The sequence below is a fragment of the Streptomyces sp. C genome (assembly GCF_000158895.1).
Lineage (GTDB): Bacteria > Actinomycetota > Actinomycetes > Streptomycetales > Streptomycetaceae > Streptomyces > Streptomyces racemochromogenes.
On record NZ_GG657750.1, the window covers coordinates 2,604,684 to 2,617,785 of the forward strand.

Consider the following 13,102-nt stretch of genomic DNA (forward strand, 5'->3'; position numbering starts at 1 on the left):
CCACCGGTGCGCGGGGTGCGCGGGGCGGCCGCGCCGCCCCGCCCCGTCCGGCTCGCCGCGAGGCGTCCGGCGTCAGGCCTCGCGGGAGCCCTCGTACATCTCCTCGATGAGGTGCTTGAACTCACGCTCGACGACCGGCCGCTTCAGCTTGAGGCTGGGCGTGAGGTCGCCGTGCTCGACGTCGAGGTCGCGCGGCAGGATCCGGAACTTCTTGATCGTCTGCCAGCGCTGGAGACCCTCGTTGAGGGTCTGCACGTAGGTCTCGACCAGCCGGTCGGTCTCGGCCGCGGCGAGGACCTCGCCGTACGTCTTGCCCTCCAGGCCGTTCTCGGCGGCCCAGCCGAGGATGGCGGGCTCGTCGAGGGCGATCAGGGCGGAGCAGAAGTTCCGGTCGGCGCCGTGGACGACGATGGTCGACACGTAGGGGCAGATCGCCTTGAACTGGCCCTCGATCTCCGCCGGGGCGACGTACTTGCCGCCGGAGGTCTTGATCAGGTCCTTCTTGCGGTCGGTGATCCGCAGGTAGCCGTCCGGGGAGAGCTCGCCGATGTCGCCGGTGTGCAGCCAGCCGTCGCTTTCGAGGACCTCGGCGGTCTTCTCGGGCTGGCCGTGGTAGCCCTGCATGATGCCGGGGCCGCGCAGCATGACCTCGCCGTCGTCGGCGATGCGGACCTCGGTGCCGGGGAGCGGCTTGCCGACCGTGCCGGTGCGGTAGGCCTCGCCGGGGTTGACGAAGGAGGCCGCGCTGGACTCGGTGAGGCCGTAGCCCTCCAGGATGTGGATGCCGGCGCCGGAGAAGAAGTAGCCGATCTCGGGGGCCAGGGCGGAGGCGCCGGAGACGGCGGCGCGCAGGCGGCCGCCGAAGGCCTCGCGGAGCTTGGAGTACACGAGCGCGTCGGCGACCTTGTGCTTGGCGGTGAGCGCGAAGGGGGCGGTGGCCCGGCCGGTGCGGCGGTAGTTGTCCTGGGTGACCTTGGCGTACTCGCGGGCGACGCCCACCGACCACTGGAAGATCTTGTACTTGGCCCCGCCGCCGGCCCGGGCCTTGGCGGCGACGCCGTTGTAGACCTTCTCGAAGATGCGCGGGACGGCCGCCATGTAGGTGGGCTGGACGACCGGCAGGTTCTCGATGATCTTGTCGATGCGGCCGTCGACGGCGGTGACGTGGCCGACCTCGATCTGGCCGGAGGTGAGCACCTTGCCGAAGACGTGCGCGAGCGGCAGCCACAGGTACTGGACGTCGTCCGAGTTGATCATGCCGGTGGCCACGGTGGCCTTGGCCATGTACGACCAGTTGTCGTGCGGCAGGCGTACGCCCTTGGGGCGGCCGGTGGTGCCGGAGGTGTAGATGAGGGTGGCGAGCTGGTCCGGGGTGATGGCCGCGATCCGGTCCTTGACCGCCGCGGGGTGCTTGGCGAGGTACTCGTTGCCGCGCTCCTCAAGTTCGGCGAGGGAGAGCACCCAGCCCTCCGGATCGCCCTCGGCGGGGACGGCGTCGGCCTCTTCCAGGACCACCACGTGGGCGAGGTCGGGCAGGTCGGCGCGGCGCTCGCGGGCCTTGGCCAGCTGCTTGGCGTCCTCGGCGATCAGCACCCGGCTCTCGGAGTCCGCGAGGATGAAGGAGGACTCCTCGGCGTTGGTGCTGGGGTAGATCGTGGTCACCGCGCCGCCCGCGCACATCACGCCGAGGTCGCACAGGATCCACTCGACGCGGGTGTTGGAGGCGAGCGCGACGCGCTGCTCGGACTGCAGCCCGAGCGAGACGAGTCCGGCGGCGATGGCGAAGACCCGGTCGGCGGCCTGCCCCCAGCTGAGCGACTTCCAGTCGTCGGGACCACCCTCGCGGCCGGCCGCGGCCACGGGGAAGCGGTAGGCCTCCGCGTTCGGCGTGGCGGCGACGCGGTCAAGGAAGAGGGCCGCCACGGTGGGCGGACGGTTCTCGATCAAGGTCTGTGTGTCGCTCACGGACGTCCTCCGGACCACGCGGCAGGGCCTGCTCGGGCATGACTAGGGCATGACTACGGGCTTGTAACTGGCGAGTAACCAATGCTCAGAGTAGGGGGACTCCGGCTGGCGCGTAAGAGCCAACCGGCGGCCGATTCATAACGAAAGAGGCCCCCGAGCGTACGCTCGGGGGCCTCTTTCGCATACAGCGCTACTTCTTCTTGCCGCCGGACTCGTCGCTGGACAGGACGGCGATGAAGGCCTCCTGCGGGACCTCCACGGAGCCGACCATCTTCATCCGCTTCTTGCCTTCCTTCTGCTTCTCCAGCAGCTTCCGCTTGCGGGAGATGTCACCGCCGTAGCACTTGGCGAGGACGTCCTTGCGGATGGCGCGAATGGTCTCGCGGGCGATGACGCGCGAGCCCACGGCCGCCTGGATCGGCACCTCGAAGGCCTGCCGCGGGATGAGCTCGCGCAGCTTGGCGACCAGGCGCACGCCGTAGGCGTAGGCGGCGTCCTTGTGGCAGACGGCGGAGAAGGCGTCGACCTTGTCGCCGTGCAGCAGGATGTCGACCTTGACCAGGCTGGAGGCCTGCTCGCCGGTGGGCTCGTAGTCGAGGGAGGCGTAGCCGCGCGTCTTGGACTTCAGCTGGTCGAAGAAGTCGAACACGATCTCCGCGAGCGGGAGCGTGTAGCGGATCTCGACCCGGTCCTCGGAGAGGTAGTCCATGCCGAGCAGGGTGCCGCGGCGCTGCTGGCACAGCTCCATGATCGCGCCGATGAACTCGGTCGGCGCGAGCACGGTGGCCCGTACGACCGGCTCGAAGACGTCCTTGATCTTGCCTTCGGGGAACTCGCTCGGGTTGGTGACGGTGACCTCCGTGCGGTCCTCCATCACGACCCGGTAGACCACGTTGGGCGCGGTGGCGATCAGGTCGAGGCCGAACTCGCGCTCCAGGCGCTCGCGGACCACGTCCAGGTGCAGCAGGCCGAGGAAGCCGACGCGGAAGCCGAAGCCGAGCGCCGCCGAGGTCTCGGGCTCGTAGACGAGCGCGGCGTCGTTGAGCTGGAGCTTGTCCAGGGCCTCGCGCAGCTCCGGGTAGTCCGAGCCGTCGAGCGGGTACAGGCCCGAGAAGACCATCGGCTTCGGGTCCTTGTAGCCGCCGAGGGACTCGGTGGCGCCGCCGGTCTGCTGGGTGATGGTGTCGCCGACCTTGGACTGGCGGACGTCCTTCACACCGGTGATCAGGTAGCCCACCTCGCCGACGGAGAGGCCGTCGGCCGGCAGCATCTCCGGGGAGTTGGTGCCGATCTCCAGCAGCTCGTGCGTGGCGTTCGTGGACATCATCCGGATGCGCTCGCGCTTGTTGAGCGTGCCGTCGACCACACGGACGTACGTGACGACGCCCCGGTAGGAGTCGTAGACCGAGTCGAAGATCATCGCGCGGGCGGGGGCGTCCTTGACGCCGACCGGGGCCGGGACGGTCTCGACGACCTTGTTGAGCAGGGCGTCCACGCCGAGGCCGGTCTTCGCGGAGACCCGCAGGACGTCCTCGGGCTGGCAGCCGACCAGGTTCGCCAGCTCCTCGGCGAACTTCTCCGGCTGGGCGGCCGGCAGGTCGATCTTGTTCAGGACCGGGACGATCGCCAGGTCGTTCTCCATCGCCAGGTACAGGTTGGCGAGGGTCTGTGCCTCGATGCCCTGGGCGGCGTCCACGAGCAGGATCGTGCCCTCGCAGGCGGCGAGGGAGCGTGAGACCTCGTAGGTGAAGTCGACGTGCCCGGGGGTGTCGATCATGTTCAGGATGTGCGTGGTGCCCGTGCCCGCGCCCTCGGTGGGGCTCCAGGGCAGGCGGACCGCCTGCGACTTGATCGTGATGCCGCGCTCACGCTCGATGTCCATGCGGTCGAGGTACTGGGCGCGCATCTGCCGCTGGTCGACGACACCGGTGAGCTGGAGCATCCGGTCGGCGAGGGTCGACTTGCCGTGGTCGATGTGCGCGATGATGCAGAAGTTACGGATCAGCGCCGGGTCGGTACGGCTCGGCTCGGGCACGTGGCTGGGGATGGCGGGCACGCAGTGTCCTGATTCTCGGGTCGCTGTCGGATCTGCTGTCGGATCGGTAGGCAGACTTGTACGCAGACTCCCATGGTCCCATGGACGCGGGGATGCGCTCGGTTTGGGCCGGTCGAAGCGAGCCTGGTAGCCTGGGTGGCTGTGTCTCGCATGCCCTCTCAGTTGGGGTCCCCCCAGCGGTAGCTGGGGGAGGGGCACATTCCGAAAAAACTCTGAACCTGAAAAGGCTCTTTCGTGGCGAACATCAAGTCCCAGATCAAGCGGAACAAGACCAACGAGAAGGCTCGCCTTCGCAACAAGTCGGTCAAGTCCGAGCTGCGCACCTTCATCCGCAAGGCCAACGAGGCCATCCTCGCCGGCGACGCGGAGAAGGCCACCGCTGCGGCCCGCCTGGCTTCCAAGAAGCTGGACAAGGCCGTCTCGAAGGGTGTCATCCACAAGAACGCCGCCGCCAACAAGAAGTCGGCGCTGGCCACCAAGGTTGCCGCCATCTGAGTTCCGCACTCGATGTGATCGCCGGGACGGACCCAGCGGGCCCTCTCTCCCGCTCCTGACCGGCACCCCGCGCCGCACGCGGCCTGCGTTCGCCACGCGGGTGCGGCGCACACAGCTTCACAGCTAAACACCTGGTCCTAGGCCAGTTGCTACTGCCCACCCGGTTCCCCACCGGGTGGGCAGCCGCATTTTGTACACGTGGCTCGGACCTTGCGGTTCATCGGCACCATGTCCGACCACGGCAACTTGCCCCACCTGTATGAGGTCGTCGCGACCGGTGACATCGTGTTCCAGGGCGACCAGCTCAAGCAGCCGTCGGCGGTAGCGCCCGTTCCACCTCCCGGCCGAACGGGCGACAGCAGCAGAGCCCTCGGCCGGGGGTGCCCCAGCGCCCAGGGCGTCAGATCACCGGGGGGCGACCCAGTCGGGTCATCCGCCATACCGTCCGCCACCGCATGGGCCGCCTCGGCGGGCACGGCACCCGTACCCCCTCGAAGAAGCCGGCCCACCAAGCTGCCAGGCCGGACAGCGGGGGCCGCTGCGCGAGCGTGTACGCGGCCCAGGTCGCGAGGTAGACCGGGACCAGGACGGCGGGCAGGTGCCGCTTGGCCAGCCAGACCCGGTTCCGGCCGGTGTTGCGGTAGTAGACCGCGTGCCGGGACGCCTCGGTGCGTGGGTGTTGCAGCACCATGTCCGCCCGGTAGTCGATGTCCCAGCCGGCGTCCAGCGCCCGCCAGGCGAAGTCCGTTTCCTCATGGGCGTAGAAGAACTGGGTGGGGAAGCCGCCTACCTGGTCGATCACGCTCATGCGGATGGCGTGGCCGCCACCGAGGAACGTCGTCACCGGCCCGGATACCAGCGGGTTCTTTCCACCCAGGCGGGGGACGTGCCTCCGCTGACTCTCCCCCGTCTCGTCCGCGATGCGGAAGCCCGCAATCCCCAGGCGCGGCCTGCCCGCGAACGCTTCCCGGACCAGCCGGAAGGTGTCGGTGCGGGGCAACAGCCCGTCGTCGTCCAGAACCACCACGACGTCCACGCCTCCCCGCTCGCGCAGCCAGGCCACGCCGGCGTTTCGACCGCCGGGGATGCCCAGGTTCTCCGGCAACTCCAGACCGTCCACGCCGTCTGGGAGGGGCGGGAGCTTCACGCCCTGGCCGAGGACCACGACGGTGGCCGGATCGCCTTCCTGAGCGGCCACCGAGGCCAGCAGGGCCCCCAGTTCTGCGGGCCGGTCGCCCATCGTCAGGACCACAACCCCGATCTTCGGCATTCCGCTGTCCGTTCCTTTCACGCCTGGTTGCTGAGCAGTTCGGTGGCGCGCTGGTTCAGGCTCCCTGCGCCGGCCACACCGCGCTTGCGGTACCGGGCTGCTGCCGCCTGGATCTCCAGGACCGCCTGCCTGTTGCGGTTGGAGATCACGCCTCCCATGAAGTCCAGGGACTTCGCCCATAGGCCAACGGCCTCTTCATGTCGGTGCTGCGCGGCGACCGACCTGCCCAGGTTGACCATGGTCAGCCCGTGCTTGAGCTGGTAGGTCCCAGGTGTGCGGCCTGCCAGGGCCCGCCGGTAGTGCCGTTCGGCCGCCGTGTGGTCCTTCATCGCGGTCAGGGTCTTACCCATGTGCGAAGCGACCGTGGCCGCCACCGGCCCCGAGGCGGCGGCGTAGGCGGGGACCGGGTCCCGCGTGTCCGTCAGGGCGTCCTCGGCAGCCAGCAGGGCACGCGCCGCCCTGGCGCCCTGGCCGCCGGCCCCGTACGCCCTGGCGCACGTCACCAGCAGCAGGGCTTCGGTCTGACGGTCAACCTTCCCCGAGGCCCGGTGCAGCGCGGCTCCGGCCAGCTCCGGACAGGAGCGGGGGTGGCCCAGGTCAAGGGCCTGGTGCGTGAGAGCCCGCATCATCCACGCGGCGTGGCCGTTCGGGTCGGCCTCGAAGGCCAGCTGGTAGCCCAGCAGGTAGTACCGCTGGGCGGCGCCCTCCCGTCCCAGGTCGTGATGCTTCCAGCCGACCAGGCAAGCCAGCTGGGCCGCCGCCCCGAACGCCTCGGAGCGGACCGTGGCGGACGGGAACCGGGCGGTCAGCATCGGTGCGACGGTGTCGGTCAGATAGGCGGTGACGGTGGTCAGGCCGTGGCCACCGCCCATCCGTTCGTCCACGCTGCGGAACGTCTCGGTCAGCTGCCGGACCGCGGACACCTCGGCGGGGCCGACGCTGCCACCGGCTTCGGCCGCCCTGAGCGTCGCCGCGACCGCTTCGTGGTCGTAGGCCAAGGGCAGACCGACGGCGGCGGCGGTAAACGCGGCGCCAAGGAAGTCACGGCGACGTTGCATGACGGACCTCCCGAGATCGGCGATCACAGCCAGTGGATCGGCTTCCATGGCCCCGCCGGCTTCGCAGCCTAGACCGATCTCGGCGACCGTCACCCGCCGCTTGGTCCGTCTCGTCAGGGCCTCGGCGATGTAGAACGGCGTCTGGCCGGAAGGTGTACCGCCAGCGACCCAGTAGGCGACGGCCGACGGCCCGGTACTCAATCGCCGGCCGGTCTCGGCCGCCACAGAGCGGATCTCCCTGGCGAGCGCGTAGTACGTGGTCCCGCACTCGGCGATCACGTCTGCTAACGCGCTGTTCGGCGTCCGGTCGCCTGCCAAAGTCGACCCCCTCGCAAGCGATCTTGAACGGGTTGAACGGGTTCCTGCCGTCCCCACCGTACTCACTTTCCGTGCCGGCGAGTTCACTGTTCATCACGCCGCCCGGGGCTGCACCACCGCTCCTTCCGATGGAGCCCACCCCTGCCCGGGCGGTACGCGCCGGGGTGGCGGGGAGGCGGTCCCAAGCCGGCCCGGTCGCAACCTCCCTGCCACCCTGTCCCCCTCTCGTCGAATCCGAGGAGACCACCGTGACGCTGACCGACGCCGACCTGTCCGCCGCCCTCGCCGGCTCAACCGTGGTGGTCACCGGGGGCGGGGGCCTGGTCGGCTCCCGCATCACCGCCCGGCTTCGCGCGGCCGGAGCCCGCGTGCTCGCCGTGGGCAAGCTCGACGCCTACCCCGCCACCGTCTACGCCGACCTGTTCGGCGTCCACGCCACCGACCGGGACACCATCGTGGGCGACATCGCCGACGCGACCCTGATGGACCACGTCGTCCGGGAAGCCGACTACGTGATCCATGCCGCCGCCGTCGCCGACGTAGCTGCCTGCACCCGCAACCCCATGGACGCGATCCGGACCAACGTCACCGGCACCCAGGTCCTCCTGGACGCGGTCCGCCGCTGCAACGCCCGCGTACGCCGGTTCGTGTTCGTCTCCTCCGCGGCCGTCCACGGCAACGGCGACCCCAAGCGCCACGACGTCCAGACATGGAACGAAGACCAGCCCCTGGCCCCCCTGTCGGTGTACGCGAACACCAAGGCGTGGGGGGAGGCACAGACCGCGCTCGTCCTGGGCAAGGCCAACATCTCCCACACCTCGGTCCGCTACTTCTCCGTCTACGGCGAACCCCAGACCGTCAAGGAGGGCTCGCACTCCTGGGTGGTCGCCTGGATGGCGATGCGCGCGAACCTCGGCCTTCCCCTGCACCTGAACGGCGGGGGCCGCCAGGTCCGCGACTTCGTCCACGTCAAAGACATCGCCGAAGCCACCATCCGCGCCATGCTCGCCCCCGGCGCCGAGCGGCAGACCCTGAACATCGGCACCGGCCAGGCCACGTCCATCGCCGACGTGGCCCAGCTCATCCGCAACCACTACCCCGACGCCGAGTTCCAGGACAGGCCGCTGCCCGAGGGCGACCCGCTCGGCGGGACGGCCGACACGGCCCGCATGACCGCCGCCCTGGAGTGGGAGCCCCGGATCACGGTGGCCGAGGGCGTCGCCCGCTACATCGCCTGGCTCGACAACACCCCCACAGCGCTGCCCGACTTCCTGCGCCGCGAGGCCGCCGAAGCCGCCTGAACCGCCACCCCGACGACGACCAGGAGAGTCAGGTGCCTGATTCCATCCGTATCGGTGACTACGTCCGCAGCCCTGTGGCGTCCGGCCTGGACGCCACCGGCTACGCCAAGATCAGCGAGTTCGAGCTGTCCGACTTCCTCACCCGCTGGGACGGTCTCCACGACGACGCCTTACAGGTGATGCCCGAGCGGATCCACCCCACCGCGCAGATTCACCCCACCGCGATCATCGGCGAAGACGTCATCATCGGGCCCGGGGCTCGGGTCCACGAGTTCTCGACCGTCCGCAAGCGCTCCGTCCTCGCCGCCGGCGTCTCGGTCGGCTTCGGGTGCGAGGTCACCCACTCCTTCGTCGGTGAGAACACCGTTCTCGGCCACCAGGTCGGCATCGGCCACTCCATCATCGGGACCGACGCCCACCTGTCCGCGAACCTCGTGATCGCGGCGATCAGCCTGTGGAACTTCGACATGCGCGTACCCGTCAAGGAAATCGTCCTTCATGGCCCCGGCGACGAACCGCCCTACCGGTGCCCGACGTCCCAGTTCGGTGGCCTGATCGGGGACCAGGTCCAGACCGGCAGCATGATTACCCTCGGCCCCGGCATCGCCGTGGGCCGACACTCAGCCATCGCGGCGAGCGTCTGCATGGGCAGCAGCATCGTCCCCGCCGCCAGCGTCGTGCGATCTCCCTCACCCGAGGTCATCATCGAGCCCCGCCGCACCTGACCGCCCCCCCCGTCGCTCACCCCATCGATGCCCCCTGCCCTCCGGGCGGGCAGCACGCGGCCCCCGAGACGTGGTGGCCCGTGGGTGGTAGTCCGCGAATGCGTCAGCTTGCGCCAGCAGCAGCTCGGCGGCGGTGCGCAGCTCGGCGCCCCAGCGCTCCGCCGTCACATCGTCCACGAGCACGTACGCCGGGCTGGCTGCGGCGACGTCCTGAGCTGCGGCGCATGCCTGGCTCACGGCCGTCTCTGCCTCCGCCACCCGGCGTGCCTGGCGCTGCGCGGGCGTCTCGGCGGGCCCGACCCGGCGGGTGAGGTCGTGTTTTCGCTGTTCGGCTCGGCGCGTTCAGTGCAGGCGGCCTGCGTTCGCCACGCGGGTGCGGCGCACACAGCAGTGACCGAAGGCCCGTCCAGCCCCGCCGGCACTTCCAGCCCCGCCGGCGTTTGAGGCGTGGGGTCTGGGGCGGAGCCCCTGGGAACGGTGGAAGGGCGGGTAGGGGACAGCCCCGCGCATCGCCCCCCCGGCACCGGCACCCGAGCGGCACGGCAGCGTCAAGCGGCAGCGGCAGCGTTAGCGGTAGCGTCAGCGGCACCGAGCGGAGCGTTCCGCCACGCGAGGCCTGGGGGGGCGGCAACGGACACCGGCTCTTCCAGGGCGTACTCCGGGTCGTCCCCGCCGCCCTTGATAACGCGTCGGCCAGTGCCACCGCGCGGAGCGCGTCCGCGACCCCGTCCGCCGACCAGCCCCGCATCTGCTGCCGGACCCGGTCGATCTTCCACGGCGGCATGCCGAGGTCCCGGGCGAGGTCGCCCGGCCGGGCCCCGCGCGGGGCGGAGGCGAGCTTGCCGATGGCACGGACGGCCTGCGCCAGCGCGCTGGTGATCAGCACCGGTGCCACACCGGTCGCGAGGGACCAGCGGAGGGCTTCGAGGGCCTCCGCGGCCCGGCCCTCGACCGCCCGGTCGGCGACCGTGAAGCTGGACGCCTCCGCCCGGCCCGTGTAGTAGCGGCCGACCACGGCTTCGTCGATGGTGCCCTCGACGTCCGCGCACAGCTGCGCCGCCGCGCTCGCCAGCTCGCGCAGGTCGCTGCCGATCGCGTCGACCAGCGTCTGACACGCCTCGGGGGTCGCCGAGCGGCCCAGGGTCCGGAACTCCCCGCGGACGAACGACAGCCGGTCCGCCGCCTTCGTCATCTTCGGGCAGGCGACCTCGCGGGCCCCCGCCTTGCGCGCCGCGTCCAGCACGCCCTTGCCCTTGACCCCGCCCGCGTGCAGCAGGACGAGGGTGATCTCCTCGTACGGCTCGGCGATGTAGGCCTTGAGCTCCTTCACCGTGTCCGCGCCCAGGTCCTGCGCGTTCCGCACGACCAGGACCTTGCGCTCGGAGAACAGCGAGGGGCTGGTCAGCTCCGCCAGCGTGCCGGGCTGGAGCTGGTCGGAGGTGAGGTCCCGCACGTCCGTGTCGGCGTCGGCCGCGCGGGCGGCCGTCACCACGTCCCGTACGGCGCGGTCGAGCAGCAGGTCCTCCTGCCCCACCGCGAGGGTGATCGGGGCGAGCAGGTCGTCGGTGGGGTTCTTCCTGGTGGCCATCGCCCCCAGCATCCCACGCCGCACTGACAGGACCCCTCGCCCGGTGCCCGAGAATGGTCGCGTGAACGTGCGACATGTACTGGTCCTGCCCGACCGCGACGCCGCCGAGGAGGTGGCCCAGGAGGTCGTGGACCGCTTCGGCCTCCCGGAGGAGCCCCAGCTGGTGCGCGACGCCCTCGCCGGCGAGGACGACGCCGAGGACGCCCAGTGGCTGGTGGTCGTCGAGGACCCGGCGGAACGGCTCGACGCCACCTCGCTGGACGAGCTCGCCGCCGAGTACGAGGGCTGGCTGGAAGCCCCGTAAGGCGGCGCCCGCGCCTACGCCTACGCCTTGTGGACGATCTGTACGTCCAGCTCCACTTCCACGCTCGGCCCGATCGCCGCGATGCCCTGCGCCAGCACCGACTGCCAGTTCAGCGCGAAGTCCCCGCGGTTCAGCTCGGCCGTGGCGCGGCAGGCGGCGCGCGGCTCGCCCTCCAGGCCCGTGCCGTGGCCCAGGTACTGGGTGTCGAGGGTGACCGAGCGGCTGACCCCGTGCAGGGTGAGGGCGCCCGCCACCGCCCAGCGGCTGCCGCTGCGGTGGATGAACCGCTCGCTGTAGAACTCCACCCGCGGGTGCCGGGCCGCGTCCAGGAAGTCGGCGGACCGCAGGTGGTCGTCCCGCCTGCGCATCCCGGTGTCGATGCTCGCCGTGTCGATGATCACGTGCATGGAGGAGTCCTCCATGCGCTCGGCGATCCGCACCGCACCGGCGAAGGTCGTGAACCGGCCGTGGATCCGGGCGAAGCCCATGTGGCGGGCGGTGAAGGCGATCGACGAATGCGTCGGGTCGATCTCCCAGTGCCCTGGCTGCGGCAGCAGCGGCGGCTCCACCGAGTCCAGGATGATCTCCGCCGTGCCGGGCTGCGCCGGGTCCCCCACCAGCGTCGCCCCGTGGAAGGGCGCGTAGCCCTCGGCGGTGACGGAGAGCCGGTACTCGCCCTCCGGCACGGCCGCGGTGAACCCTCCGTACGGGTCCGTGTCCCCGCTGACGACCCGTCGGCCGATCGGGTCGGTGACCTCGAACCTGGCCTGTCTGATGGGCTGGTGGACCGTGTCGAGAACCCGGCAGCTCAACAGCCGCGCCGTGTGCGGCAGTGTGAGAGTCGCGGATGTGGTCGAAGCGGCACCGCTGGTCGTCTCCATCCCCCGTCGGCGACCGAACATGGCTAGTGCACCCCCGTGCTGTGTGGACTTGGACCGTGCTGGCGAAGACGCATTCGATCATGCTGTCGGGTTGTGGGCAAACAGAAGGGTCGCGCCCGGTATGACCGCGCGCTTCCGGACGCCGTCCGGCCGGAAACGCACGCATCCGCGTACCGCTTCCGGAGACCGCCACGGAGCCGTCCTCGTCGGTGCGCAACACGGCCGCTCCATGGGCCCTGAGCTGCGCGATCGTGCCCGGGGCGGGATGCCCGTAGCGGTTGCCGGCGCCAACGGGGACGATCGCCAGACGTGGCCGGATCCGGCCCTGGAGACCGGGGTCCTGGTGCGCCGATCCGTGGTGGGCGACCTTGAGCACGTCCACCGGCCCCAGTTCCGGATGCTCCCTCAGAAGTGCTTCCTGTGACGGCGGTTCGAGGTCGCCGAGCAGCAGGAGCGTCAGGCCCGAGGTACGCACCAGCAGGGCGACGCTCGCGTCGTTGGGCCCCTCCGGCGGCGGGGCCGTCGCCGAGGGCCACAGCACCTGCCACTCCAGCGGACCGGTCCGCCTCCGCTCCCCCGGCACCGCGGGCACGACGGGCACCCCGGCCCGCGCCGCCGCCCGGTGGACCGCGGCCGCCTGCGCGGGCGGCTCCTGCAGCACCGTGGTCTCGATCACACCCACGGACCGGCCCCGCAGCACTCCCGGAACCCCTCCCACGTGGTCGGCGTGAAAGTGCGTCAGCAGGAGCAGTGGGATCCGGCTCACACCGAGGGCGCGCAAACAGTCGTCCACCGGCCCCGGTTCGGGCCCGGCGTCGACCACGACGGCCGTACCGGGACCGGCGGTCAGTACGCCGGCATCGCCCTGGCCCACGGCGCACTGGACGTAGCTCCAGTCCGGCGGCGGCCAGCCGGTGACGGTACGGATCAGCTGCGGCGGCCGCAGCACCGCGATCAGCAGCACTACGGCCACGGCGGCGCAGATCCCGCGGCGCCGCCCGAACCGCACCCCGAGCCCCACCACGGCCCCCGTGGCCGCGGCCAGCAGCAGCCCGCCCGCGAGCCCGCCGGGCCAGGGCAGCTCCGCCCCGGGCAGCCGCGCCCCGCCCCGCGCCACGGCGGCGATCCACCCGGCCGGCAC

At 71.1% G+C, this 13,102-nt stretch carries 9 protein-coding genes and 2 pseudogenes; 4 read left to right on the forward strand and 7 right to left on the reverse strand.

Going from position 1 to position 13,102, the window contains the following annotated elements; all coding sequences use genetic code 11:
* Window positions 1-72 precede the first annotated feature (72 nt).
* Both SSNG_RS11545 and lepA read right to left on the reverse strand, forming a co-directional pair.
* A complete protein-coding gene (locus tag SSNG_RS11545; RefSeq protein ID WP_007264004.1) occupies window positions 73-1,965 on the reverse strand; it encodes an AMP-dependent synthetase/ligase in 1,893 nt (630 codons plus the stop codon).
* A gap of 190 nt (window positions 1,966-2,155) precedes the next feature.
* Window positions 2,156-4,021, reverse strand: a complete 1,866-nt coding sequence (lepA, locus tag SSNG_RS11550; RefSeq protein ID WP_007264005.1) for a translation elongation factor 4 — start codon at window positions 4,019-4,021, stop codon at window positions 2,156-2,158.
* A 234-nt stretch (window positions 4,022-4,255) separates the two neighbouring features.
* On the opposite strand from lepA, the gene rpsT reads away from it, so the two are divergent.
* Complete coding sequence (gene rpsT, locus SSNG_RS11555) at window positions 4,256-4,516, forward strand: 30S ribosomal protein S20 (protein ID WP_007264006.1); 261 nt, start codon at window positions 4,256-4,258, stop codon at window positions 4,514-4,516.
* A 400-nt stretch (window positions 4,517-4,916) separates the two neighbouring features.
* Here the strand turns inward: rpsT and SSNG_RS11560 are convergent, their stop codons facing one another.
* Both SSNG_RS11560 and SSNG_RS11565 read right to left on the reverse strand, forming a co-directional pair.
* Window positions 4,917-5,786: a glycosyltransferase family 2 protein gene (locus SSNG_RS11560; protein WP_042800883.1), complete on the reverse strand. Its 870-nt coding sequence runs from the start codon at window positions 5,784-5,786 to the stop codon at window positions 4,917-4,919.
* 17 nt (window positions 5,787-5,803) lie between these two features.
* Entirely contained in the window at window positions 5,804-7,162 is a 1,359-nt protein-coding gene (locus tag SSNG_RS11565) for a tetratricopeptide repeat protein (protein ID WP_007264008.1), read from the reverse strand.
* A 248-nt stretch (window positions 7,163-7,410) separates the two neighbouring features.
* On the opposite strand from SSNG_RS11565, the gene SSNG_RS11570 reads away from it, so the two are divergent.
* Both SSNG_RS11570 and SSNG_RS11575 read left to right on the forward strand, forming a co-directional pair.
* Entirely contained in the window at window positions 7,411-8,463 is a 1,053-nt protein-coding gene (locus tag SSNG_RS11570; protein ID WP_007264009.1) for an NAD-dependent epimerase/dehydratase family protein, read from the forward strand.
* Between the two features lie 32 nt (window positions 8,464-8,495).
* Window positions 8,496-9,188: a transferase gene (locus SSNG_RS11575; protein ID WP_042800884.1), complete on the forward strand. Its 693-nt coding sequence runs from the start codon at window positions 8,496-8,498 to the stop codon at window positions 9,186-9,188.
* Window positions 9,189-9,736: 548 nt separating this feature from the next.
* Here the strand turns inward: SSNG_RS11575 and holA are convergent.
* Window positions 9,737-10,776, reverse strand: a pseudogene (gene holA, locus SSNG_RS11580) (DNA polymerase III subunit delta).
* Window positions 10,777-10,837: 61 nt separating this feature from the next.
* On the opposite strand from holA, the gene SSNG_RS11585 reads away from it, so the two are divergent.
* Window positions 10,838-11,080, forward strand: a complete 243-nt coding sequence (locus SSNG_RS11585; RefSeq protein WP_007264012.1) for a hypothetical protein — start codon at window positions 10,838-10,840, stop codon at window positions 11,078-11,080.
* A gap of 20 nt (window positions 11,081-11,100) precedes the next feature.
* Here the strand turns inward: SSNG_RS11585 and SSNG_RS11590 are convergent, their stop codons facing one another.
* Together SSNG_RS11590 and SSNG_RS39440 are read right to left on the reverse strand one after the other, a co-directional pair.
* Window positions 11,101-11,961, reverse strand: a complete 861-nt coding sequence (locus SSNG_RS11590; RefSeq protein WP_007264013.1) for a YceI family protein — start codon at window positions 11,959-11,961, stop codon at window positions 11,101-11,103.
* Between the two features lie 157 nt (window positions 11,962-12,118).
* Window positions 12,119-13,102, reverse strand: a pseudogene (locus SSNG_RS39440) (MBL fold metallo-hydrolase); the annotation flags it as partial.